The organism is Acinetobacter sp. YH12252 (assembly GCF_013417365.1).
GTDB classification, from domain to species: Bacteria; Pseudomonadota; Gammaproteobacteria; order Pseudomonadales; family Moraxellaceae; genus Acinetobacter; species Acinetobacter towneri.
Map to the genome: position 1 here is coordinate 33,358 of NZ_VPEA01000013.1, position 25,237 is coordinate 58,594.

Below are 25,237 nucleotides of genomic sequence, written 5' to 3' on the forward strand. Positions count from 1 at the left end.
GTCTCACCTCAACGTTCTGTAGTGCTAATAGGTGCTTGCTCTGCACCAAAGCCAGACCACACCGCCTTGAGACGCTCTACACCACTGATAGCAAGTTGCATTTTGGGTTTTAATTTTTCAGCTGTAATATAACTTTGCTGCTGATCAGCTGATAGAACTTCAACCGTTACAGCTTCAAACCCCTTCTGATTTTTAACAAAAATAATGTGTTTACCATCTTGTGAGGTTATGGCAGTACTTGGTACTGGCCATGCTGCAATTACTGTTGGCTGCTTACTTTGAACATGAACTTTGACAAATTGTTGCACCCGCAAACAATTATGTTTGGTATCCATTTGTACGATGATATTTTGAGTTTGTGTATTCCCTACAAGTGCTGGAGCGATATTTTGTATATGCCCTGTAATATCACAACCTTCAACCTGAACAACATCCCCAATATGCACATATTTACTGTCAGCTAAATTAGCTTGTAATAACAATTGTAACGGTGAATCAGCGTTTACAAGTTGACCTAATACTGTACCAGCCTCAACATACTGACCTGTAGAAACCTGTAAGTTTTCTATATAACCACTTGTTGGGCTTTTAACATAGACAATGGAATTTAGACTATTTACCTGCCCTCCTCCCATAAATTGCAGCATTCGCTGTTTTGCACCTAAGTTAATATTAAGACGCTGTACTTGATTCTGTGCCTCTTGCACACGCTTCTCGGCAATAATGCCTTCAGCATATAAGCTACGTTCACGTGTTAAATTTTGCTGGGCTAATTGTTGTTGAGCACGAAGCTGCAATATTTCATTTTGAATCTGAATTAAATCTGGACTATGTACAGCAAGTACATGATGATTCCGGGTAACTTCTGCCAAGGGTTGTACCAAAACTTGCTGCACCATTCCTGAAACAGGACTAGTCAGTACAACTTTGCTTTCTGGTGACCACTGTACTTGCCCTTGTAAAATAATTTGTTTTTGTATGTTAGTAGAAGAAGCACCTAATGTGTGTAATTTGATCCCAACTTGCTCAATTTGTTTTGAAGAAATTAAGATTTGTTGCTCTGAGACTTCAGGACTCCTCTCAGCCTCTGAAACCTGTCTCTCTACTTTAGCCTCTATATTTTTATTCGAGAGCAGCTTACTTCCCCACCATAGCCCAAGGCTAATCAAGATCAAGACGCTCATTAGATATAATAGTTTTTTAAAATTTAGTACATCTACTCGCTGATCCACTCGTTTCATCCTTCAAGAGATTTTCTCTACAAAGCTAAGATTAAGTTCTTAAGATCAGATTAAGTTTATAAACCTATTTCAGACTGCATAGGCCCAAGTGAACCGTATTGGGTTTGTGGGAGACTTTTATTTAACTGATGTTACGTAGTAAGTGCATTTTGAGCATCTTCGCTACTACATGTTGTAGTCGATTTATAAATTATTAATAATCATTATATTAAACTATATATTGTTATTATTTCTCACGAAAATCAGCATCAAAACATAGGTGACTTTTATAAACTAAAATGTCTAAAATGAAGTGACCAAAACCACATTAAATGATCTAAATTGATCAAAATTTTACTCCACCAAAAACTATATACCAGTAATCAAATCATATACTTATAATTAAGGTCATTTAATGGAATAAATCTCGGTGACCTTGCCAAGGTTGGGGTATTTTTATGATCTAACTTTTACTACTTTGTAGCAGGAATCACAGCCATACAATCAATCAATCCCAACCTCGGTAATAGCTTAAAAATATTACTAATAAAAATAGAACCAAATTAAATTATGCACACCAAAACTATAAATTGTGTCTACTTTTCTACACTTACACAATAAATACCGTTAGATTACTTGAAAAGTAAACAGTTAAATAGTAGAAATGTATCATAGTTATATTTTAATAATCTAAATATGTGCCGTGGAACGCGTAAACAAGTAACTTCTGAATGTTCATTTAATTTTGATAACCCCAAAATTATCTTCAAGCGAGATCTTTCTAAACTCGCATTAAACACTCATCCAGATTTTGCTGGCATTCATCACTGCTATCACATGGCCTTTCGAGCTCTACGATTAACTTCTCATTTTCGTTTAGCATCAAACAAACTCAATGTTTGGTCTATAGCAGGAATATCCAATTTCTGGATCGCTGATAATTTTGATTTGTACCTGCATCACATGAAGCTTCCGCCTTCACCTCAGGAATTACATGTATATACGTTCCCACCTGATGCCAACTTACAACAACAACTCAAACACTATGCAAGCTTTGAATTCTTAAGTTTTTTGCAAGCAAATACTTTTGATATACACAATTTAAATCCGCAGCATCTTCAGCAAGCGATCAACCGATATATTTCGACTGAAGTTTTACTCGACTTTAATCGCTTACATTCATTCAAAGCACATAAAACGCTCAGTCTTGAGGGGCTTGGTAAGTTACTCAATTTTAGCCATACACAACTCCACAATAGAAACAGAAAAATCCATGCACGTCGCCAGCATCTACTTGACGAAGTCAGCAAGCAATCAAAAGTCGTCGATCATTATTTAAATCAAAATGATTTTTCACCAAATCCAACAGATTTTTGGAATTGTTCATATGCACGAAAGTGAAACTAAGCCCCTTCCTCAACCCAAAATTTTATTATCAGACTTATTAAAAAAGCTTTTTAATGCAGAGGATTTGTGTCTTCATGCACATATTAACTTTATCGCAGATCTATTGGTTTACCATGACTGCTCAGATTATCTTAAGGGGCTTGTTCTCAGTGAGATTGAATCTGATATTTCTACAAGTTCACCACCTCGCATTCCCGCTACTCTCCAAGCGTCTAGAAAATCTAAAATTGGTGATTCCCCAATCACGTATTACATCAACAGTATTGCCAGCATTTATCATGCGCACACGGAACTACTCACCTGGAATGTGCTCGTCCTTAAAGCAGCACTATATTTATTAGCATTGCCGCAGATCAAACCAGATTTATTTGAAAAACAACATACAGAGCATCTCAATACGATTAAGCGCTTATTTCAGCGTTTCCGCGTTGCAAACAAGTCTTTTTTTGCAAAAAAAAAAGATGCTCACGCATTAGATTATCAAGCATTCTTAACTCTTAAATTCCCTGCTTTATTTCTATCATTAGAGCAATTTGTAGAGTCTGCTCTTCAACCTGAAGCAGATCAAGAACTAAATGATTTTCAGAAAAATTTCTGTGATGAATTACGTATTGCATTCAATTATGTACTAAAAAGCCGTCCAAAAATTGCCAAATCAAGTGTAGATAGTAAACTGCAATATCGTACATGGGATACCGATGGAACTATTAACGAAATCATTGAGACTAAAAAAAGTAATAGAGGTTTAGCTAATGAGCAAGCCCTTGACGAGCAAGAAGACCCCTCTGTTATTGTTCAAGCAGATCAGATTACACCACTTGCCAGACATTCTAAAAATGCCCAACGTATGGCACTTTCGTTAATTCCAAAACATATGCAACGACAAGATCATTTGCTCACTGCAAGTTGTTTACTCCCAAGTGTTTATACTATTTCTGACCTAATTACATACCTGTATCATGATGATAAAAAACATAATGATAAAAGCGTGCTCGTTGTATTACTTTGCTTAATCACAGGCGTTGGCTTTAAAGACTGGTTAAATTTTCAAAAAAGGCGTGTAAAAAGATTAAATCATCGCCAAGTCATTAAATTGCAAAGTGACCAATACTATCTCTCAACCAAATTCAGCATTTTTGAAGATGCAACGTTTGAATATCCGGAGTCACTGATCAATAACACCGTTCATTTAGATATCCCTATCCCAAATCACTTTATTGATCGTATCAAAGCAGAACCAATCATCACTGAAGATGAGCTAAAGAAAAAAATTAGAATAATAAAAGATGAAGTCAAAATTCCTCAGCTGAACTTATCAAAAACTAGCTCATTACTGCATCATGTTATTTTGCAAAAAACAGGCAATAGGCAACTTGCTGACATCATCACTGGTGTAGATGCAAGTCACTCTTCTTCAAGCTCTTACTGCCATTACAATGTAAATAAATTACAAAAAAATTATGTCAAAGTTTTATCTGAACTATGTACACAGCTCGCTGAAAATGACTACGGTGATATTGTCTATAGTGATCAGTCCATCTGCTTTGGTAGCCAAAAAGCACCAAGTAAAAATGTCATAAAGGACATCCTTTTCTATCTTTACACCAAAATTTATACGACTTCAGATAACGACTGGGTAGAAAGTTTTAATGCTTATAGCATTTGGATGTGGCATATCCTACTTTTGTTTACCGCTGCACGACCTGTTCGGGACTTTCCAGGTTTTTTGAATAATATAAGTTTTCAGCAACAGACAATTATGCTGTCTGACAAAGAGGTCGGTGGTAGACGTGGCTTTGGACGCTTGATTCCACTTTGTGCATTTCTCATCGGTGAATTAAAGAAATATCTTCGTTTCCTCGAACATATCCAACAACATTACATGGCGATTAACCGCGAAATCTCAGCCCAAATTGATGCCATATTTAATAATGAACAGCCTCTGTTAAATCTTTTACAAAATGGCACACTCACTCCGCTTACACCTTCCAATGTGCGTGACTTTCATCCTGAAGTTGGGTTAGCACATCCCAACTGGCACCGCCATACAACACGTGCCTTTCTCACCAACAAACAAATCCCCGAGCCTTTAATACTTGCACTTTTTGGACATGAAGCCTTCCAACAGGAAGCCGCACATCCATTTTCTAGTTTGTCTCTGAACCAATATCGCGCGCTCGCAACACATTTAAATGAAATGCAGGAATATTTTGAAATTATTGGAGTGAATTTAAATGTCCTCATCGCTTAAAAAAGCAGATCAACTGTTTGCCGAAAAGAAACGAGAACTTACTCGACAATTAAATGAACAAAAAATTCAAAATGAAGTTCATGCTTCACTCCGCAAATATTTTTCAGAACAGCAGTTTGATCAGAATCCACATTTGCTAGGTGATTACGGCGAGGTTTATAGCCACATCAAGAAAAACTCTACGAGTAAAAAGTGGATCAAGTTTGCATATGATTTTTTTGAAGATTACATCAAAGAGTTAAATGCTCAGCATCGCTTGGATTTAGAGCTGCCTCATGCTGTTTTAGATATTAAAAGAGATAAGCCTATCGTGACCATGAGCTGGAATGCCGATGGTCATGAAATAAATGACCTCGTACAACAGCTTTATAATTATTGGGAATTGGCTGAAAGCTGTGACTCATTCTCAAATGAGGAAATCGTGGGCAATATTATATTGTCTGCCATTCTATTTGGTGGCTTAAATGAAAAAGCTGAACTTAATGCCTTGCTTGAACACCTCAGAAATCCAGTAAAAGTACGCCATTATAAAGACCTTAATATTCTTTTTTTAGAATCCCATTCTAATCATTATGGCGATATTTTTATTGATGAATATACTGTTCGAAAATCTAGAAATTTTATTCCAGACCCCGTCACACGTCTGTGGCTAATACATTTTAATCTGAGAGATATTCGACATGTTCATCTTCCCGTAGAGGGCTATCTTGAGTATATCTTTCGAAAAATAAAGAAAAAGTTTAAAAAAAATAGCTTATCGCATTTACTTCAGCATGCTCGCTACAACTGGTTACAGCTTCCCAACGTAGATATAGATCCGGCGCTCTCTGAATGCCTCATCGGGAATTTACTCAGTTGTGGTTTACCCGAACAAGAGTTTGAGCGTTTTGTGCAACCAAAATTTAAATATAAGCATGAGCTCACTACTGAAGTCATTCATCAGTCTAAGAATTTACCTCCACAAACTGTTTATTTGCATCATGAGCAAGATGCACTAAAAGATGTACTAAAAATTCATAAAGACTTATTAAAAATTATTCGTCTTCGCCAAACAGATGCCCCAATCTATCAACTCATGATCGATTATTGTATGGAGAATGCAAAACTCTTTAATGAATACAGTAAACGAATCACCCTGTGGTTAATTAGTCTCTTTAAACCACCTCAAGAAGATATAGATCTGCTAGCTCAGAGATTTGATTTTTGCGCTACAATTTTTGCTAAAATCATTTCCAACAATAGCCAGTTAGCCAAAAGCTCAATTTACACATACTACACTCGAATTGGTGAGCCTTGGCTAATCTATTCTTTACAATATCAATTTTCTGAGGACGATGAAGAAACACGCCTGCAAAAAATATATGCACAGATTTATCAAAATAACTGTATTGCTGAAAGTCTGCTCGAAGATACTGTTAAAAAATCGGCTGCTCAAATTGTAAAAACACTCAAACGTTTTCATCAATTTCAAGAACAACTATTCGATGCCCCAGCATTCACTTTAGAGACGCTGGATCAACAAACCAGACCACGCACACGTATTATCAGCCCAGTCACATTTCAACTGTTAATCAAAAAACTTCAACAAGCACATCTACAAAATATCATCTCTCAACATGACTATGAAAATCTTAGTCTTATTTATACGCTTGCTTACAGAACTGGGATGCGAATTAATGAAATGATTGGTTTACGTATCAAAGATACTGAAGGATTAAACAGAATATCATTATTGGTCAAGCCATATGGGTCAGAAAAAATAGGCAATGAACACAGATTAAAGACTGACAGCGCGCAACGTAGCGTGCCCGTGTATTGCTTACTCAAAGCATCTGAGTATCAACAATTTCATCAATATGTTGTCAAACAGCGGTTAACAAAAAAACCGAATGATTATTTATTCAGTCAGTTCAATGAGAATAAGAAACTCAGCCAGCACATGCTGACTGCACCCTTTAAAAATTTTATGGATCAGTTATTCAAGCAACATCACTATACATTTCATTCATTTAGACATTCTGCAGCAAATCATTTAGCATTAATTTTTAAATGTGATTATCATTTTTTGTCTGATAGCCTCACAGACTATACGGAAGTTGAATATAATCAGCTCAGGGCTGAGTTATTACGTAATTCAATTGATCAAAATCATTGGATTATCATCGCACATCTTTTGGGGCATCTCGAACCCATCGAGACCTTTAAAAGTTATATTCATGTAGCTTACTTTATTGCAGGTTATCAATTTTCCAAATATCGCCCATTACTAAGCAATGGTTTGGTTAAGAAAATGCTGGGGATAAGCAATTCAACACAAGAGTTACATTTTCTAAAATCGCTCAATGATCAGTCTGAATTCAATTTTGAAATGCATGCTACAACGCTCTGTAAACTCCTTCTAAACAATCAAGAAAAATGGATAGCGAGCAATGCTCACACACTACATGCAGAATTAGAGGTAAATCAAACGCAAGAACATTGTATTTTTGACTATTTTGTCGCGACTCCAGAATCTAAAATCGATCTTGATCTATTTTATAAGGCACTCTGCTTATTAGAGTTATACAAATATGATACGGAGCGCGTAGCACAAGAACTTTGCCTATCTCATGAGCTCATCAAGTATTGGTATGACAATGCAATCCAACTCAAACAACTTAAATCTAGAAAAAACAATCCAAGACTTTTTCATATAACCGAACTGCAATACATCAAACCGTCAATGATTGATACTAATGAGGACCTTTTATTGGTCACACATTTTTTTAACTATCTACAAGCCTGCTATCAAAAGTCACCTGAAAATATTAGGTATGTCTTAGAATTCTTTATTAATCACGTAACTGCTTCACATACAGGTTTACATTCAACGCGGAAAAATATTCAGAATCTGGAAAAATTCTACTATGCGGCCAAAGATCTGTTTCCTGCCAACATGTGGCATTTACTTGGAATAGATATGGTTAATTTTTTAAACAAAGAAATTACGCCGAATCTACTCAAACTTGCCAAGGCAAATCAGAAACTAGAAGGTTACCCAACAACAAAAGAAAATAATGCACGCTTACAGCTATATTCCTTAAAACAAGGCAAAGCACTACCGGCTTTTAAATTTTGTTTACATCTGGCTTGCATTGGTAGGCCTGCTCAATTGCAGTTAGAAATAAAATGACTTCAATAAATCATCGTAACGGATACTGCTTAACTCTCGTGCTACACCTAAGTTTTAATGGTGAGTGTCTGTTTTAATTTTTTTTGGGGGTTATACAGTTAATTAATGCTGATAAAAGCCTAGGCTGGCCATATATAATTCCATCAACCTGATTTTTTACCATTCGGTTTACCTAATTAATCATCACAAAATTATGTTGGTGATAATTTGGTAAATTTTTAAAAACTTATGTGACCACAATTAAACGATCTTAATAAAAATTAATTCCAATAAAAAATATTTGAAAACGTAAGTTGTTTATTTCATTGTACTTATATACACAGCAATTTATACAATTTAATGTATATTATGTTGGTGACTATTGCCAATATCGGGCTTTGGATTTTGATGCTGTATTGATTGAATTTAATGGGGAGGATGATCATGTTCATTTATTAATTAATTACCCACCAAAAGTTGCTATTTCAAATTTAGTGAATAGCTTAAAAGGTCTATCTAGTCGCCACCTTAGAAAAGACTTTCCTGAAATTAAAAACAAACTTTGGGGTGATTCTTTATGGTCGCCAAGTTACTTTGCTTCAAGTTGCGGTGGTGCGCCATTAGAAATTATTAAACAATACATCGAGCAACAACAATCACCTCATTAGAATTAAAAATCGAGCCTTATATCACCTCCATAAATGAGGGTGTTTTACGGCTCATTGGATAAATAAACATAAACGTCGACTACTCCCAGATCATTTAGCAACCGTACGTATTGAGCATGAATCTGCATCAACGCAATACATCTGTGGGTGCACACTGCGTCGTATCGGCGAATATCAGTGAAAAATTGAATTTCAGACCAGCGCAGTTCTATAAAGAACAGCATGTGCGTGGTAAATGGGTTTGTGATCAATGTGACACCCTGACTCAGCAAACGATGCCTGCCTATGTGATCGATAAATGTATTGCGACACTTGAGTTACTTAGCCATGTGCTGGTATCCAAATATGCTGATCACTTACCGCTGTATCGTCAGCGACAGATCTTTCTGCGCGCAGGTGTAGATCTATCTAGATCCACCCTGTCAGATTGGATTGGTCGCTGTGGTGTAGACACTTGAACCTCTGGTCAATGCCTTAAAACAGGTGGTGCTGCAGCAAGGGGGTGATCTATGACTTTCAAGAAACCGTTCAGGTCTGCATGCAGAAGAATTCCTGAATGGCTGGCAGGGACATCTGGTCTGTGATGATTACAGTGGTTATAAAGCACATTTCAAATCAGGTCAGATCATTGAAGTAGGTTGCATGGCACATGCATGTCGTAAATTCCATGAACTGCATATCACTGGGAAAAGTCAGATTGCTGAACAGGCACTGGTGCTGATTCAGAAATTGTATGCGATAGAAGCAGAGTTAAGGCACAAGACCGACGGTACAGCGCAACAACGCTGCGAATACCGGCAACGGCATAGTCAACCAGTGATGCAACAACTATATGAATTGCTCAACCAACATCATCTGATGGTGCCATCAAGTTCTACCACCGCTAAGGCAATCAATTACACTCTAAAGCGCTGGCAAGCCTTAAGCCGCTATTCAGATGATGGTAATCTATCTATTTACAATGATTTGGTGGAGAACCAAATGCACCCTTGGGCTTTAAGTCGTAAGAACTGGTTGTATGTTGGATCACTGCGCAGTGGTCAGCGAGTTGCTAACATCATGACATTGATCCAGTCAGCAAAGTTGAATGGTCTAGATCTGTATGCCTATTTAAATGGTGTACTGCAAAAGTTGCCGACATACAAAGTGATCCAAATTAAAAGATTGGCATAGAGTTTAGAGGATACTTACAAATCAATGGTATCGCCAAGTTGATCGTCATCATCTTTAGCTAAAACGGTCTTTAGCTTATCATTTGTGGCTAGACGCAACAGCATCAAATATCTAGCTTAAGAAGCATCTCAGAGTAAATTTTTACAACAAAGCTAATAAGCTTAGGCTATTTTAATAGTTTTCATGATCCGCTGCTTTATACAAAGGCTATAAAAATATTTAGTAATTTTTTATCTAAATTACTCTATATACTTAAAACTTGGTTGATCTCCCTATCTTAACCACACCATTTTTTGAGCACTGAAAAACTTTTTTCTGCAAAAATATATGAGGAACAACAAAAGTGTAAAATCTAAAAATAATATCTATTCTTTTAACTATTTTTCATTCAGCTATACACACAGATATTTTGTATCCAATTTTCTTAGTACTTGAATTCTTCAGTGATACATTAAAAAATGTGTAGCAAGTTGCTACACTTTTCCTTAGACAAGCTCTTTACCAAAAATATCATTCAGCCTATCACGAATACTTTGTACAAATTCCGGATTATTTTTTAGTTTATGCTTCATATTACGTTTAAAGTCATTCAAGCTCATACCAACTTCAGCAAAATCCATTTGGAATAAAGTGTCATTAATAACAATATTTGCTTGAGAGTCAGTGAGACAACCAATTTTTTTAAACCACTTCTTGAACTGCGAATACTTTTCATCATTATTAAAAATGTACCAGGAACGTACATTCGTATCGAATTTTGCCCCCAATTCTTTTACTAATGCATTCTCTTCAAATGGAACATCAAGATAAATTTTTTCAATTACAGCAGTTTCATTTAGTGTTTTATCAGTAATACGCTGATGCAGTTTAAAATTCACCCCCACAATTGGGCGCCCTTTTTTTATGGTTTCATACTCTAGTTGTAGATCTGTATTTTCGTTAATTTCTGCAACTATTTTATCTAATACATAGCGTCTAAAATCTACCCAGCGATCATATTTAGTTTCATTAATATCAATCAGAGCTTTCAAGTTTTCTAAAAGCATTGGGACTTCATAACTCTTTTGGCTTGCGTACTTGAATTCATTTTTAATGAAATACGTATAAAGACTCATACTAGCAACAGAATCCAAGGCAAACAGATGTTTCAATTGATAGGTGGTGAAATTCCCCCCAGCCAACTGCGTGAAATACGGTAACACCTCACTGGTAAAACGAATCTGAATGGCATTTTTAGAATCATCTTCCCATCTTAACTCACGGATAATAGGAACGACAGAATGTACTTTTTTAGTCTTTCTCTTACCATCATCAGTAGGTTCCTCAATAATAAAATGAGCCACCCTAGATGAAAGTTCTTTATAAATCCGGTCTATTGCAACATTAATCGAATTGCGTTTATTCAATCCTAGTAAATCTGCCAAATCATCCTTATACAGATAAATATAGGTTTGTTCTGTGATTTCACCATTTACCCTATTTTTCTCACTATAATTTGCAACAGCCATTGCATATAGGAGCGCCTTATATTCATTGGCTGATAACTCAATTGGGCGAATTAAGCGGTTACTAGTGCTAACAACGCCATTATGACGAATATTGCCTATACAGTAAGGAATATGATTCAATTCTTCTTGCAATGATTCTGATTCTGTCATAACCGTGATATTTATATATTTAATTCTATTTTTATATACAAAAGTGGAAAAACTTTCAAGACTTTCACCACAAGAATCTAAGAGTGGAAGGCTTGTCATCAGAAATATGCATTTTTGACGATTTATTGTCCTTAAAGTGGAATGAAATATATTATTTCCACCATATAGTGACAGACCTTCCACCTTTAGCTCTAAACTAACAGTTCAAAATACCCATTTTCACTTATTTCTTCCAAATTTAGGTATGCTATGTCAGATAGAAACCTAGATGTGACAAGGCTTCCACCTTTCATTAGATTTGAAAGGTATAAATGAATAGATAATCATCAGGAAATATCCAATAAAAAAAATTTATCCACAGGGTGCTAACACATAGTGACAAACCTTCCACCCTTAAAGATTGTTTAGCCAACTTTATCAACAAATTAAGTATTTATTTTTGCAAGAGTTTTTTAAAAAATATAACCTTTTTAAAAATAGTAGTGACAAACCTTCCACTCTTGTGACAAACTTTCCACTTTACGGTGACAGACCTTCCACCTTTGAGTGACAGACCTTCCACCTTTGAGTGACAGACCTTCCACCTTTGAGTGACAAACCTTCCACTTTACGGTGACAAGCCCTCCACTTTTAAACTTATAAGCATTTGTTTTATATAGCAAAAAAACAGTCTTAATTATTAATTAGCTAAATAAATAATTATACTAATTATTAATTAAGCTAGCTTATTTAAAAATTAGTTTTTTAAGTTGTTTTACACCTAAATAAATAAGATTTATAAATTTAAAAACTATAGTATGATGAGTGAAAGTTATTTATATTGTTAAACATTCAAATACGGAAGCATCTGACACGTATGTCTGCAAAAATTATTACGGTTGCTAACCACAAAGGTGGATGTGGCAAAACAACGACCGTTGTACATCTAGCCTCTGAACTTGCAAATCTTGGCAATAAAGTTTTAGTCATTGATTTAGATCCTCAAGCAAACGCAAGTTTACACATTGGGATCCAACATCCAAGCGAAATTGTTGTTACTTCAGCAGAATTACTCGTTGGTGATATTTCATTATTAGCTGATGCATTACAAGAAGAAACAAACTTTGAAAAAGTATCATTAATTTATGGCTCATTAAATTTAGGAAAAACTGAAGACCAGCTTAAAGAAGAAGCTCCTCGTCCTTCAGAAGAATTAAGCATCAAGCTAGAACTGTTAAAAGATCTTTACGACTTCATATTAATTGATTGCCCACCTAGTCTTAAACTATTAACCAGTAATGCCTTAGCATCATCAACACATGTCATTATCCCTATCGAATCTGGATCACAATATGGACTGTATGGGGTAACAGATCTTTTAAACCATCTTGAAAAGATAAAACGTATTAATCCAGATTTAGAGCTTTTAGGCGCTTTACTGATTAAACATGATGAACGTCAGAATGTTTGTAAATTGATTCGGGATGAAGCTTTAAAACAGGTTGGAAAAATTTTACAAACTACCATTCCTCAAAGTACTAAAGTTAATCAAGCAGCAATTCTGCAACAGCCACTTTTGAAAGTAGAAAAAAATTCAAAAGTACGTAAGGCTTTTGAAAGCCTTGCTTATGAAATTGTAGCGAAAGTTTAAACCTGAGAGTATTATGGCAAGCACTAAAGAGCTTTTAGCTCAAAAATTGAAACAAAATACAGAAAAACATCAGCAAGCACAGAAAGACAATATTAAAGAGCTAAAAGAATTTAGACGTAATGTTCCTATTGAGGATATCAGTCGCAGTCCCAACCAACCGCGTAAAGTATTTGAAGATTCTCAATTAAAAGAACTGGCGGATTCTATTAATGAAATCGGCCTTTTGCAGCCCATTACAGTGCGTAAACTTGATAATCTGAAATATGAACTGATTGCAGGCGAGCGACGCTTACGGGCGCATCAATTACTCGGCAAGTCGGTGATTGAAGCCATTATCATTGATGCTAATGATGAAGAAGCATCTTTGTTAACCCTAGCTGAAAATTTAAAGCGTCAAGATCTGACAGATTATGAAATTTTTATTGGTTTGAACTCACTTGATGAAAAGTTGAAGAAGAACAAGCAACGTTTAGCTAATTCATTGGGTTTAAATCGCGAAGATATGTACAAATATCTATCGTATGAAAAGCTGCCTAAAGCAATGTTGAATGACCTGGATTTGGAGCCAGGTCTAGTCGGTCGTACTGCTGCAACAGCGTTCAAGAAATTTTTATCGGATCATATAGAGCAACTTTCGGAGGCGGAAACAGCTTTACTCGGTGCTTGGGAGAAATTAAAAGAAAAAAAACTGGAGCAAAGCAAAGTTACTTCTTATGCTGAAAAACTATTGAGTCAAGATCCAGAAAAAGTAACCACGACATCAGTGGTAAGAAAAATCGAATATGATGGTAAGGTTGCTGGAAATATCAAACTGAATCAAAAACAGCTCAATATCTCTCTTAAAATTTCAGAAATTGATGAAGCTAGTCTTTTACAACTAGAAGATTTTTTAAAACAGCTTATTCAGAAAAGTGAAAAAGTGTAGCAACTTGCTACACTTTTCAGTTTGCTCATAAAACTCTCACACTTACGTGAGAATTTTTTATAATTATCACATGCGAAAAATTATACCACCCAAACTGAAATTGATATGGTTACGCTAGAAGAGTTTATTCCTAAAAATTATCTTATACGTAAAATAGACAAAGCGATTGATCTCAATATCATTCATGAACGTGTCGCGCATCTATATTGTCCCGATAAGGAGACTGTTGAACGAATTTTGCCGTTGCAAAATAATTACAGGGTCTCTGTTATGCAAGTAACGCAGCAATGTTTACTGTCAGTTACAGCACAAAACTTGAAGAAAATCGCCTTGCACTTATCGAAGTTAATTTTTATTGTATTTTTTAGCCATCAATACGCTTAAAAATAAATCACTATGAATAAGCGATAGAAGTTTAGAAAATACCCCCACTTTAACGATCGCTAAAGTGGGGTTTGTGATTAGTCTGAAAAGTGTAGCAACTTGCTACACTTTTTTAATACTTAAATTGTACGACAAGAAATGACGTATCAATACTTACACACGAGCGTATTATTGGGTACTATTGGTTTAACTAAAACTAGATAACCTATTCATTGCAGGACAATTCCATGGCACGTACTCCAAAGCAAACCAAACAAGAACCCATTGAGGTCATTCTTTGGAAAGCTGCAGACAAACTTCGTAAGAACATTGATGCTGCTGAGTACAAGCATGTAGTCCTTGGTTTGATCTTCCTCAAGTACATCTCTGACTCATTTGAAGCTCACTACAACCTATTGGTTGAAGGTGAGGGAGAGTTTGCAGGAGCTGATCCTGAAGATCGTGATGAATACACTGCATACAACGTCTTCTTCGTTCCTGAGATCGCACGTTGGTCATACCTGTTAAACCAAGCAAAGCAAGTCACCATTGGTAAGATTGTAGACGATGCAATGGAAGCCATTGAGAATGAGAACCCTCAGCTCAAAGGTGTACTACCTAAAGTCTATGCACGTCAAAATCTCGATCCTACGAGCCTAGGTGAGCTGATAGACCTCATTGGTAACATTGCCCTAGGTGATGCAAAAGATCGCTCTGCCGACGTTTTAGGACACGTATTCGAGTACTTCCTAGGTGAGTTCGCTTTAGCTGAAGGTAAGCAAGGTGGGCAGTTCTACACGCCTAAATCCATCGTGAGCTTATTGGTTGAAATGCTAGAGCCATACAAAGGACGTGTATTCGATCCTTGCTGTGGTTCAGGTGGTATGTTCGTACAGTCTGAGAAATTCGTAGAATCGCATCAGGGTTTAGTGGACGACATCTCCATCTATGGTCAAGAAAGTAACCAGACAACTTGGCGTTTGGCCAAGATGAACTTAGCCATTCGTGGCATTAACTCAGAGCATGTGAAATGGAACTCTGAGGGTTCATTCCTGAATGATGCACACAAAGACCTGAAAGCGGATTACATCATTGCTAATCCACCATTCAACGTCTCTGATTGGAGCGGTGAGCAGTTAGTGGGTGATGCTCGTTGGTCTCTAGGTACACCACCTGCAGGCAATGCGAACTTCGCATGGATGCAACACTTCTTGTATCACATGAGTCCTAAAGGTCAGGCAGGCGTTGTGCTTGCTAAAGGTGCATTAACCTCTAAGACCAGTGGTGAAGGTGAGATTCGTAAAGCCTTGGTTTCAGAAGCCAATGTCATCGACTGTATTGTGAACCTACCTGCCAAGCTGTTCCTGAACACACAGATTCCTGCTGCTTTATGGTTTATGCGTCGTGACCGTGTTAACTCAAGCCAATACCAAGATCGTAGCAATGAGATTCTGTTCATTGATGCTCGTAACCTAGGTCATCTGATTAACCGCAGAACCAAAGTCTTGTCTGATGAAGATATTAAGCTCATCACAGACACTTACCACAATTGGCGTAACAAGGGTGGTGAGTATGAGGATGTTGCAGGCTTCTGTGCATCTGTACCACTTGAGAAAGTCGCTGAGCTTGATTATGTACTGACGCCAGGTCGTTATGTTGGTTTAGCTGATGATGAAGATGAGTTCGACTTCAAGGTACGCTTTACAAGCTTAAAGGCAGAGTTTGAAGCACAGCTTGCTGAGGAAGCCAAGCTAAACCAAGCCATTGCTGAGAACTTAGCAAAGGTGGTTGTATGAGTGAGTGGCAGGTTGGGCGATTAGATAGCTTCTTTACCCTAAAACGTGGTTATGACTTACCAAAGCAATCTCGTGTTTCTGGTAGTGTTCCCATCATTGCTTCTTCAGGTTTTGCTGATTTTCATAATGAAGCCAAAGTAAATGAATCAGGTGTTGTGACGGGCCGATATGGAACCATTGGTTCAGTTTTTTTCAGTGATGTACCATTTTGGCCATTAAACACATCTCTTTATGTAAACGACTTTAAGGGGAATGACAAAAAGTTCATCTACTACTTTTTGCAAACATTGGATTGGGAAAAATTTAGTGACAAAAGTGCGGTGCCTGGAGTTAACCGTAATGATGTTCATCAAGAAGAGATATGCTTTCCGTCTCTCCCTGAACAAAAAGCCATAGCCTCAATCCTTTCATCATTAGATGACAAGATCGACTTACTGCACTGTCAGAACAAGACTTTGGAAGCCATGGCTGAAACACTGTTTCGTCAATGGTTTATTGAGGAAGCGAAAGAGGATTGGGATGATTTACTAGTAAGTGATATAGCTACTCATATCAAAGACAATGTGAACCCATCAAAAGATCCTCTTAAGACATACTATCATTTTAGTTTGCCTGCTTTTGATTCAGGAGAAAAGCCTACTATTGAATTGGGTGCGGAAATTCTGAGTAATAAGTACAGAGTATGTGAGAACTCAATTTTAGTCTCAAAGCTGAATCCAAGAGTGCCTCGTATATGGTTATTAACTGATGTCAAAGATAATTATGTATGTTCAACAGAGTTTCAGAATTTGAAGCCTAAAGTAGGATCTCATTTAATGTTCTTGTATAGCTTATTCAATTCAAGAGATGTTATTGATGAATTAGCAATGAGTGCTTCGGGAACCAGTGGCAGTCATCAAAGGGTTAAGCCAGAAGATATGTTAAATATCTCTTTTAAGACTCCAAGTTTAGACTACCTTGAAGAGTATTCGCTGTTGATTACTCCTTCGATGCAAAAGGTTTCATCTAACAAGAAGCAAATCCAAACACTTGAACAACTACGAGATACCTTGCTTCCTAAGCTGATGAGCGGCGAAGTCAGAGTCCAATACCAAACAGAAGAAGTTGCATAACATTTGAGGTGAAGTCATTTGATGGCTTCACCTTTTTTACATTCAGGGGGCTGAATTGAATAAAAAAATTATAGGGGCAATCATTGCCTTAGTCGTAGTGATCTGTGGCTACTTGTATGCTTCGCCATACATTGCCATCAATAACATCAAGAATGCTGCACAAGTAGGTGATAGCGAAAAGGTGTCCAAGTACATCGACTATCCAAGTGTGCGTCAGAGCTTCAAAGATCAAATGAATGCCATGATGATGAAAGAGATGGCAACCCATAAAGATGATGGTTTCGCAGCACTAGGTGCCATGCTTGCATCTACCATGGTAGACAAGATGATTGATGGTTTTGTCACACCTGAAGGGATGACCATGATGATGCAAGGCAAAGACCTTAAAGATGCAGCACATTCATCACAGGGAGCATCAACAACAGAAACCAAAGAAGAAGATCAAGCAGAGTACAAAACTCGCTATACCTCATTCAGTGACTTTGAGGTTGTGATCCAACATCCAAATGATTCCAAAGCCGTCACTGTCAAAATGGTTCGTGATGGTTTGAGTTGGAAAGTGAATAAGATCGCTGTGCCGATGGATTAAGTAAAAGAGAACAAAGAGGAAAAACAGAATGATAAAGCGCATGATTCAAATGGGATTTGGCTTGATTGCTGTAGTTAGCTTTGCTGCAACCGTTCAAGCAGCACCGGCTAAATTCAATCATAGCGGCATACAAAAAGGTAAAGTCATAGAAACCTGTTATCACTCTCCTTGTTCAGTCGCCAAGTTTGTCTCTTACAAACAACTGAATAAGACAGCGACTGAATCCAAGATTCAAGTCACCTTGCTGGGCGGTAGTCGTGAGTGGGAAGCCAAGAAAATTGACTGGAATAGATCGCCACATAAAGTCACTGTGAATTGCTCATACCAACGACCAACAGTTCAGATTGGTTCACAAAAGACTCTGATTCCACTCAATGATGGTTTAGGTGTTCCTGGAGTACTGATGGTAGATGCTGAACTCTATCTATATGTTTGCCATAAGTTTGAGGGCGCTATTGAGAATGCTGTGCAGAAGTATGGCTATAACGTGCAGGACGATGAATAAGGTTTCTTAGCTTTACATCATATAAAAAATTAATGAGTCCAGGTTATATGGATAAGTTTAGGGGGAAATAATCAAGTGACTAAGATGACCGAATCAGACATTGAGCTGATGGCGATAGAGCAACTAGAGGGATTGGGCTATACCTATGTGTATGGACCTGAGATTGAATCGAAGGGCACTAACCCTCTACGAAGCTATAAGCAGGTCATCTTGGAAGACAAAGTGCTTGATGCATTACAACGCTTAAATCCTCATTTAAGCCAAGACAAATGTACTGAAGCACTAAAGCAAGTCACCAATATTCAATCCCCTGATCTACTCAGTAATAACCAAGCATTCCACCGACTGCTCACTGAGGGCATTAACATTGAGGTGAGCAAAGAGGGTAACACTCAAGGTGAGTATGCTTGGTTGATTGACTTTGAGAATCCAACCAATAACGAATTCCTTGTCGTCAATCAAGTAACCATCAAAGAAGATCGCTGGACAAGACGACCAGACATTATCTTGTATGTGAATGGCTTACCCTTGGTGGTCATTGAACTCAAGAATGCAACAGACGAGAATGCCACTGTAGAAGGCGCATACAAGCAAATACAGACCTATCAAAGCCAAATCCCTAGCTTGTTTACCTACAATGCTTTCAACGTCATCTCTGATGGTTTAGAGGCGAAAGCAGGTACTGTCTCAGCAGACTACAGTCGCTACATGGCGTGGAAGACAAACAATGGTCAAACCAAAGCCAAGAAGACACAAGCACAGCTAGAAGTCCTGATTCATGGTTTACTGAATCCAGTCACACTACTCGACATGATTCGACACTTCATTGTCTATGAATCAACGAAGCACGAGGATACCAATGGCTTAATCACCATTAAGACCATCAAGAAGATGGCTGCATATCATCAGTACTATGCAGTGAATGCAGCAGTCCTCTCGACTATTCGTGCGTCTGCAGTGAACTCGGACTCGAAATCAGCAGAAGTTGCCATGCAACATCAAGGTAGAAGTAAGCTCGAATTGGTACAGCAACAAGCAGTCGGTGACAAGAAAGCCGGTGTGGTATGGCATACCCAAGGCTCAGGTAAGTCTTTGTCTATGGTTTTCTACACAGGCAAGATTGTCTTGGCTTTGGATAATCCAACAGTCGTTGTGATCACAGATCGTAATGATCTAGATGATCAGCTCTTTGGTACATTCGCTGCATCAAGCCAACTCCTTAGACAAACACCACGACAAGCAGACAGCCGAGAAGAACTCAAAGAGTTACTCAAGGTGGGTTCAGGTGGCGTGATCTTCACCACCATCCAAAAGTTCCAACCGGATGATGGCACTAGCGTCTACGAGCAACTGTCAGACCGAACCAACATTGTCGTGATTGCAGATGAAGCACATCGTTCTCAGTATGGCTTTAATGCCAAGGAAGTCGATGTCAAAGATGAAGATGGCAAGGTTGTCGGTAAACGTACTGTCTATGGTTTTGCCAAGTACATGCGTGATGCACTTCCTAATGCTACTTACCTTGGTTTCACAGGAACACCAATTGAGAAGACGGATGTAAACACACCTGCAGTCTTCGGGAACTATGTAGATATCTATGACATCTCGCAAGCAGTGGAGGATGGTGCAACTGTTCGTATCTTCTATGAAAGCCGCCTAGCTAAGATTGCCATCAGTGAGGAAGGCAAAGAGCTGATTGAAGACTTTGATGACCAGTTTACTGAAGATGACTTAAACCAAACTCAAAAAGAACGTGCGAAGTGGGCAAGAGTCGAAGGTTTGATCGGCAGTAAAGAACGTATCAAAGCCATTGCAAAGGACATCGTAGAACACTTTGAGCAGCGTCTTAAAGCCAATGCAAACCAAGGCAAAGGCATGATCGTCAGCATGTCTCGCAGGATCGCTGTAGACCTTTACAACGAGATTGTAAAGATCAAACCAGAGTGGCACAGTGATGATCTGAATGATGGTGTAATCAAAGTTGTGATGACTGCCTCAGCTTCAGATGGTGAGGTGATTGCTAAACATCACACTACCAAGCAACAGCGCCAACGCTTAGCAGATCGTATGAAAGACAATGATGATAAGCTCAAACTCGTTATTGTTCGTGATATGTGGCTGACTGGTTTCGATGCCCCAAGTATGCACACCCTTTACATCGACAAACCAATGAAAGGTCACAACCTCATGCAAGCGATTGCACGAGTCAACCGTGTCTACAAAGACAAGGCTGGTGGCTTGGTTGTGGACTATCTTGGTATCGCATCTGACTTGAAAGAAGCCTTATCGTTTTACTCAGAAGCAGGTGGTAAAGGTGATCCTGCATTGGTGCAGGATGAAGCTGCAACGATCCTGCAAGAAAAGCTAGAAGTGCTTGATGGCATTTTGCATGGCTTCAACTACCAAGAGTACTTCACTGCAGATACTTCTCGTAAGCTCAACATCATTTTAGAAGCGGAAGAGCATATCCTTGGTGTAGATCAAGGAGAAGGGAAGACTCGCTTCCTGACAGCAGTCACAGCGATGTCACAGGCATTCGCATTAGCTGTACCTCATCCACATGCTATGGAAGCTGCACCAGTGGTGGCATTCTTCCAAGCAGTCAAAGCACGTCTTGCTAAGTTTAGTGATGGTACAGGCAAGATTTCTGGCTTAAGTAATGCTGAGCTTGAAGCCAAGGTAAAGCAAACCATTGACCAAGCTCTAGTCACAGAGCAAGTGGTAGATATCTTCGATGCTGCAGGGATTCAGAAACCAGATATCTCGATTCTCTCTGATGAGTTTATGCAGGAGATGAAAGACTATAAGCATAAGAACATTGCGCTTGAAACACTTAAGAAGTTACTTGGTGATGAGATTAAGGTACGAGAGCAACGCAGTGTCACCCAAGGTAAGAAGCTCATGGATATGTTGAGTTCAGCAATTAAGGGTTATCAGAACAAGGTACTTACTGCAGCAGAAGTCATTGATGAACTGATCAAGTTAGCTAAGACAATTCAGGAGTCAGACAAACTGGCTGAAGAACTCAACCTGACAGAATACGAATATGCGTTCTACTCAGCAGTAGCAGACAATGACAGTGCTCGAGAATTGATGCAGAAAGACATATTGAGAGAACTTGCAGTCGTACTCACTGATTCTATTCGTAAGAATGTGACTTTGGATTGGACGATCAAGGAAGCTGCTAGAGCAAAGTTAAGAGTCATCGTGAAGAGATTGCTGAAGAAGTATGGCTATCCACCTGATATGGCTTTATTGGCTACAGAAACTGTATTGGAACAGGCTGAGCAGTTGGCTGAAGAGCTTTCCAGTTCAAAAGAATAGGGTACAGATAGTGTTCAAAAAGACCGCTATATTAACCATAACCAAGGGGGCATTTTTACACTGCTGCTAACAAGGACAACCCTTCACTTATACTAGCTCAAAACTGATCTGACAGTTCCCCGTTTTTTATTGTGCCTGTCAGGTTAAATTTGGGCTAAATTCTTATCAGCCCAAATTCGTTTTCCATTAAGTAAAGTTTCAAATGGGCTTCCTGTTTGACATCTTTTGGGAATAGTTTCGGATATTTTGTTGTTCTAACTTTTCATGATGCTGTTGAATTTAGTCCAGATCTCATAAAACATTGTATAACTGAAACGCTGGAAAACCTATTTAGCAAATTTGGGGTGTAGTTTCCACTTGAAATAATTCAATTAAAAATAAATGTATGTATTTTATTTATTTTTTGATATATTTCAGTTTAACCTAAAAACGACTAGTGATAGTTATAAAAAGTTGTGCTTAGAAGAATCTTTATTATTTTCAGAGGTTTACTTATGAAAAAGTTAGTAATCTTATTATCAATGTCGACGGTTTTTTTATCAGCTTGTGGTAATAAACATGACAAAATGGTTGGCTACTGGCAATTAGAAAATGTGCAAGGAAAGCGCATTATGCAAATTTTTAAAGAGGGTAAAGATAGTTATATTCTTAAAGAAAATGTGGTTGCTCGTAGTAATGTGGTGAATGGTAAAGAGGGAAGTTCTCTCGTATTGGAAAAAAAAGATGATACTTTAGCGGTTAATAATGGTTTAGCTGCTATGCCCTTACATTTATCTGATGATGGTCAAACATTACGTATTTCTAAAAATCAGTACAAAAAAGTAGATGAAAATTTTGTCAATAAAACAATAGAAAATATTAAAGTGTGTCATGAAATTGAAACAGAATATCGGACTAAAGTTAAAGAACTACCTATTTTTACTCGTGACCCTGCAATTCAAGAGCAACGTAAAACGTTGGCTGAGTCAACTACTAAAAAAATGCAAGCCATTGAAGATTGTAAATTTGGTATCTACTGATAATTACACTATTTAATGAGGGTGTAAATAATTCTGTGTAAATGTGGTTTTAAAAATACTTGGTTACACGTTCATCAAACATGATACTAAAACGATTCATGGCAGCTTTCCAATTCTGAATGGGCATCGTCCATTTTTTGCTTGCTGCCATAATCGCTAAATATACCACTTTTTTCACAGATTCATCGGTTGGGAAGATTTTTCTTTTCTTGGTGGCATGGCGAATGACACTGTTCAAGGATTCAATTGCATTGGTGGTATAAATCGCCTTGCGAATGTCCATTGGATAGGCAAAGAACGTGTTGAGATTCGACCAGTTGGCAAGCCATGATTTACTGATTTGAGGATATTTATCGTCTCACTTTTGACCAAATTCATCCAGGGATGACATACAATCGATACAGCGCATCATTATTATTGAAAATGGTGCCATGATGAATAGGGTATTTGATTGGTATATGCAGTTGCCTCTTGAGTGGCAGTCGAGCCTGTTTGTCTATCGTGGGCATGGGGCCAACATTAAAACAGTAGTTAAATTATTAGAACAAGTATCGGATAACTGCTTGTTGGCATTTTATGGTGATCTTGATCCGTATGGGATTAATATTGCCTCTCATTTTTATAAAATACGTCCTTTAGCCCTGATTGTGCCTAGTATCTGGCAGGAGATCACAGTCACTCATATCGACAACAATGTGAATAAATTCTTGAAGCAGATCGTTCAGACTAGGGATATTGCATTTGATCAAGCTGAACCTTTGATTTTAAGAGAGCTATTTCATCATGTTGATCCTAGCCAAAATAATGGACAGTACTTCCCTCTAAAGATAACGTAACGTTAACTTTGGAGATCCAAGAAATGGCCAAACGTTTTAATCCCAAATTTAAACAGCAAGCAATTGATTATGCACTTTCAAACTCACACGAGCCTACAGCTGCAATCGCCCAGAAATTAGGTGTGGGTTATTCAACTTTAGACAAATGGATTCGTGAAGCCAATCCAGTGGGTTCAAGCAAACGTCAACTTTCACCAGAACAACAGCGGATATTGGAATTAGAGAAAGAAGTCAAACAGCTTAGGGAAGTCAATGACATCTTAAAAAAAGCGCATGTGTACTTTCTGACAGATCATGCCAAGAAAAGTACACGGTAATTCAAGATCTGGATGTGAATGAAGTCACTGTATCTTCTGTCTGTAAATGCCTGGGTGTCAGCACTTCAGGCTATTATGCCTGGCGAAAGCGCCAGACCAATCTAGCGCAGAAATATAATGATTTAAAAGCCGTATATTGGCAGCATCATGCACGATTGGGTGCACCTTCATTGGTACATGACATGCATGATTTAGGTTACAGCATGAGCGAACGAACCGTTGGAAGAATGCTTAAAAAGCTTGGTTTACGTAGCAGGATTGCACGTAAATACAAGCATACGACTGATTCAAACCATCGTTTGCCTACAGCACCTAACTTGTTAGATCGTCAATTTACGGTCAATGAACCCAATAAGATCTGGACAACAGATATTACCTATATCCGTACTAAGCAAGGTTGGCTGTATTTATGTGTGATGCTGGATCTATTCAGCCGTCGTATTGTCGGTTGGCAAACCAGCTATCGAATAGACCGTCAATTGGTATGTGATGCGTTTCATTATGCAATGGCTCGTCAGGGGTATCCAATGGGTGTCATGGTACATTCGGACCAAGGCTCACAGTACTGTAGTCGTGATTTTAGGGCGCTATTATTGACGAATAACTGCGTTCAAAGTATGTCACGCAGGGGAAACTGCTGGGATAATGCAGTGACCGAAAGCTTCTTTCATACATTGAAAGTTCATGTGGTCCATGGCAGTGTATTTGCCACTCGAAAAGAAGCGAATGCTGTCTTGTTTGACTATATTGAGATTTATTACAATCGAATCAGAAGACATTCTGCAAACGGCTGTTTAAGCCCAGAAGCCTTTGAACAGAAATATTTCAAGAATTTAGAGGGATTTGTTGTCCACGATACTGTCTAGGATCAAAAACTAGATCACCTACCTGTATATCTTCGATTTTTTTCCAAATTCTCCGTGGTAAATTTAGATCCCTCTGTACACGCACTAGAGTACCCGCAATAAAACACCCAGTAAGTGCTGGTATTTCTTTCAATTTATCACCCATAAAAAATGTCCCCTATTATTTGTTAATGATAATGTATGACTGTTAATTTTTTATCGTTCAAATTCTATTCTATTTAACATAATGGGCGTTATACGAAATTTTCAAAAAAATACAATAAAAATGCGAGCTTAAGGCTCCCATTTTTGATTTTTGTGTGTTATTCACCAATTAAAATGTCTATGCGATAAACCATTTAAAATGTCCTGTTTTTAACTGCAAGAGTCAAGAACAGGATTTAAATTTCTTTGTTCATTGCTAGCTTTCTGAGCTTTACGACTCGGC

The 25,237-nt window shown here is 37.8% G+C and carries 17 protein-coding genes and 2 pseudogenes; 16 read left to right on the top strand and 3 right to left on the bottom strand.

Features of this window, described 5'->3' with window-relative positions; translation table 11 throughout:
* Positions 1–8: 8 nt before the first annotated feature.
* Complete coding sequence (locus FTV28_RS11385) at positions 9–1,232, bottom strand: efflux RND transporter periplasmic adaptor subunit (RefSeq protein WP_004974297.1); 1,224 nt, start codon at positions 1,230–1,232, stop codon at positions 9–11.
* Positions 1,233–1,916: 684 nt separating this feature from the next.
* Here FTV28_RS11385 and FTV28_RS11390 point away from each other — a divergent pair.
* The 5 genes and pseudogenes from FTV28_RS11390 to FTV28_RS11410 all read left to right on the top strand — a co-directional run.
* On the top strand, positions 1,917–2,621 hold the full coding sequence (locus tag FTV28_RS11390) for a hypothetical protein (RefSeq protein WP_094069346.1): 705 nt from the start codon (positions 1,917–1,919) through the stop codon (positions 2,619–2,621).
* Positions 2,608–4,878, top strand: a complete 2,271-nt coding sequence (locus FTV28_RS11395) for a hypothetical protein (RefSeq protein WP_070153152.1) — start codon at positions 2,608–2,610, stop codon at positions 4,876–4,878. Before FTV28_RS11390 ends, FTV28_RS11395 begins: the two co-directional genes overlap by 14 nt.
* A complete protein-coding gene (locus FTV28_RS11400; protein WP_154320135.1) occupies positions 4,862–8,050 on the top strand; it encodes a tyrosine-type recombinase/integrase in 3,189 nt (1,062 codons plus the stop codon). The genes FTV28_RS11395 and FTV28_RS11400 overlap by 17 nt, the downstream gene beginning before the upstream one ends.
* 329 nt (positions 8,051–8,379) lie before the next feature.
* A complete protein-coding gene (gene tnpA, locus FTV28_RS11405) occupies positions 8,380–8,697 on the top strand; it encodes an IS200/IS605 family transposase (protein WP_257229519.1) in 318 nt (105 codons plus the stop codon).
* Between the two features lie 61 nt (positions 8,698–8,758).
* Positions 8,759–9,870: pseudogene (locus tag FTV28_RS11410) on the top strand (IS66 family transposase); the annotation flags it as partial.
* Between the two features lie 485 nt (positions 9,871–10,355).
* Here the strand turns inward: FTV28_RS11410 and FTV28_RS11415 are convergent.
* Positions 10,356–11,528 (bottom strand): replication initiation protein, encoded by a 1,173-nt coding sequence (locus FTV28_RS11415; RefSeq protein ID WP_094069347.1) that lies wholly within the window; start codon positions 11,526–11,528, stop codon positions 10,356–10,358.
* Positions 11,529–12,384: 856 nt separating this feature from the next.
* On the opposite strand from FTV28_RS11415, the gene FTV28_RS11420 reads away from it, so the two are divergent.
* From FTV28_RS11420 to FTV28_RS11460, 9 genes are all read left to right on the top strand, one after another.
* Positions 12,385–13,158, top strand: coding sequence for a ParA family protein (locus FTV28_RS11420; RefSeq protein ID WP_094069344.1), 774 nt, complete (start codon positions 12,385–12,387; stop codon positions 13,156–13,158).
* 13 nt (positions 13,159–13,171) lie between these two features.
* Complete coding sequence (locus tag FTV28_RS11425) at positions 13,172–14,083, top strand: ParB/RepB/Spo0J family partition protein (RefSeq protein WP_070153141.1); 912 nt, start codon at positions 13,172–13,174, stop codon at positions 14,081–14,083.
* Between the two features lie 105 nt (positions 14,084–14,188).
* Complete coding sequence (locus FTV28_RS11430) at positions 14,189–14,467, top strand: hypothetical protein (RefSeq protein WP_070153138.1); 279 nt, start codon at positions 14,189–14,191, stop codon at positions 14,465–14,467.
* 227 nt (positions 14,468–14,694) lie between these two features.
* Positions 14,695–16,242 (top strand): class I SAM-dependent DNA methyltransferase, encoded by a 1,548-nt coding sequence (locus FTV28_RS11435; protein WP_154320136.1) that lies wholly within the window; start codon positions 14,695–14,697, stop codon positions 16,240–16,242.
* Positions 16,239–17,354, top strand: a complete 1,116-nt coding sequence (locus FTV28_RS11440; RefSeq protein ID WP_104915058.1) for a restriction endonuclease subunit S — start codon at positions 16,239–16,241, stop codon at positions 17,352–17,354. The genes FTV28_RS11435 and FTV28_RS11440 overlap by 4 nt, the downstream gene beginning before the upstream one ends.
* 55 nt (positions 17,355–17,409) lie before the next feature.
* Entirely contained in the window at positions 17,410–17,943 is a 534-nt protein-coding gene (locus tag FTV28_RS11445) for a DUF2939 domain-containing protein (RefSeq protein WP_167846516.1), read from the top strand.
* 28 nt (positions 17,944–17,971) lie between these two features.
* The gene (locus tag FTV28_RS11450; protein ID WP_070153126.1) at positions 17,972–18,448 is read left to right on the top strand and encodes a hypothetical protein; all 477 of its coding nucleotides are present in this window, start codon (positions 17,972–17,974) and stop codon (positions 18,446–18,448) included.
* A gap of 75 nt (positions 18,449–18,523) precedes the next feature.
* Complete coding sequence (locus FTV28_RS11455) at positions 18,524–21,772, top strand: type I restriction endonuclease subunit R (protein WP_179989053.1); 3,249 nt, start codon at positions 18,524–18,526, stop codon at positions 21,770–21,772.
* Between the two features lie 494 nt (positions 21,773–22,266).
* Positions 22,267–22,791 (top strand): hypothetical protein, encoded by a 525-nt coding sequence (locus tag FTV28_RS11460; protein ID WP_154320138.1) that lies wholly within the window; start codon positions 22,267–22,269, stop codon positions 22,789–22,791.
* A gap of 49 nt (positions 22,792–22,840) precedes the next feature.
* On the opposite strand, the pseudogene FTV28_RS11465 reads toward FTV28_RS11460, so the two are convergent.
* Positions 22,841–23,176: pseudogene (locus FTV28_RS11465) on the bottom strand (transposase); the annotation flags it as partial.
* A gap of 49 nt (positions 23,177–23,225) precedes the next feature.
* On the opposite strand from FTV28_RS11465, the gene FTV28_RS11470 reads away from it, so the two are divergent.
* Positions 23,226–23,627: a hypothetical protein gene (locus FTV28_RS11470; protein WP_167846495.1), complete on the top strand. Its 402-nt coding sequence runs from the start codon at positions 23,226–23,228 to the stop codon at positions 23,625–23,627.
* 23 nt (positions 23,628–23,650) lie between these two features.
* Positions 23,651–24,810, top strand: a protein-coding gene (locus tag FTV28_RS11475) for an IS3 family transposase (RefSeq protein ID WP_154320140.1) whose coding sequence is annotated in 2 segments (ribosomal slippage) — positions 23,651–23,885 and positions 23,885–24,810 — 1,161 coding nt in all. Because the reading frame shifts where the segments join, the coding sequence is not laid out codon by codon here.
* Positions 24,811–25,237 lie beyond the last annotated feature (427 nt).

Coding starts and splice junctions, on each gene's coding strand:
- FTV28_RS11390 (WP_094069346.1), top strand. CDS start 1,917: ATGTGCCGTGGAACGCGTAAACAAGTAACTTCTGAATGTTCATTTAAT.
- FTV28_RS11395 (WP_070153152.1), top strand. CDS start 2,608: ATGCACGAAAGTGAAACTAAGCCCCTTCCTCAACCCAAAATTTTATTA.
- FTV28_RS11400 (WP_154320135.1), top strand. CDS start 4,862: ATGTCCTCATCGCTTAAAAAAGCAGATCAACTGTTTGCCGAAAAGAAA.
- FTV28_RS11415 (WP_094069347.1), bottom strand. CDS start 11,528: ATGACAGAATCAGAATCATTGCAAGAAGAATTGAATCATATTCCTTAC.
- FTV28_RS11420 (WP_094069344.1), top strand. CDS start 12,385: ATGTCTGCAAAAATTATTACGGTTGCTAACCACAAAGGTGGATGTGGC.
- FTV28_RS11425 (WP_070153141.1), top strand. CDS start 13,172: ATGGCAAGCACTAAAGAGCTTTTAGCTCAAAAATTGAAACAAAATACA.
- FTV28_RS11430 (WP_070153138.1), top strand. CDS start 14,189: ATGGTTACGCTAGAAGAGTTTATTCCTAAAAATTATCTTATACGTAAA.
- FTV28_RS11435 (WP_154320136.1), top strand. CDS start 14,695: ATGGCACGTACTCCAAAGCAAACCAAACAAGAACCCATTGAGGTCATT.
- FTV28_RS11440 (WP_104915058.1), top strand. CDS start 16,239: ATGAGTGAGTGGCAGGTTGGGCGATTAGATAGCTTCTTTACCCTAAAA.
- FTV28_RS11450 (WP_070153126.1), top strand. CDS start 17,972: ATGATAAAGCGCATGATTCAAATGGGATTTGGCTTGATTGCTGTAGTT.
- FTV28_RS11460 (WP_154320138.1), top strand. CDS start 22,267: ATGAAAAAGTTAGTAATCTTATTATCAATGTCGACGGTTTTTTTATCA.
- FTV28_RS11470 (WP_167846495.1), top strand. CDS start 23,226: ATGAATAGGGTATTTGATTGGTATATGCAGTTGCCTCTTGAGTGGCAG.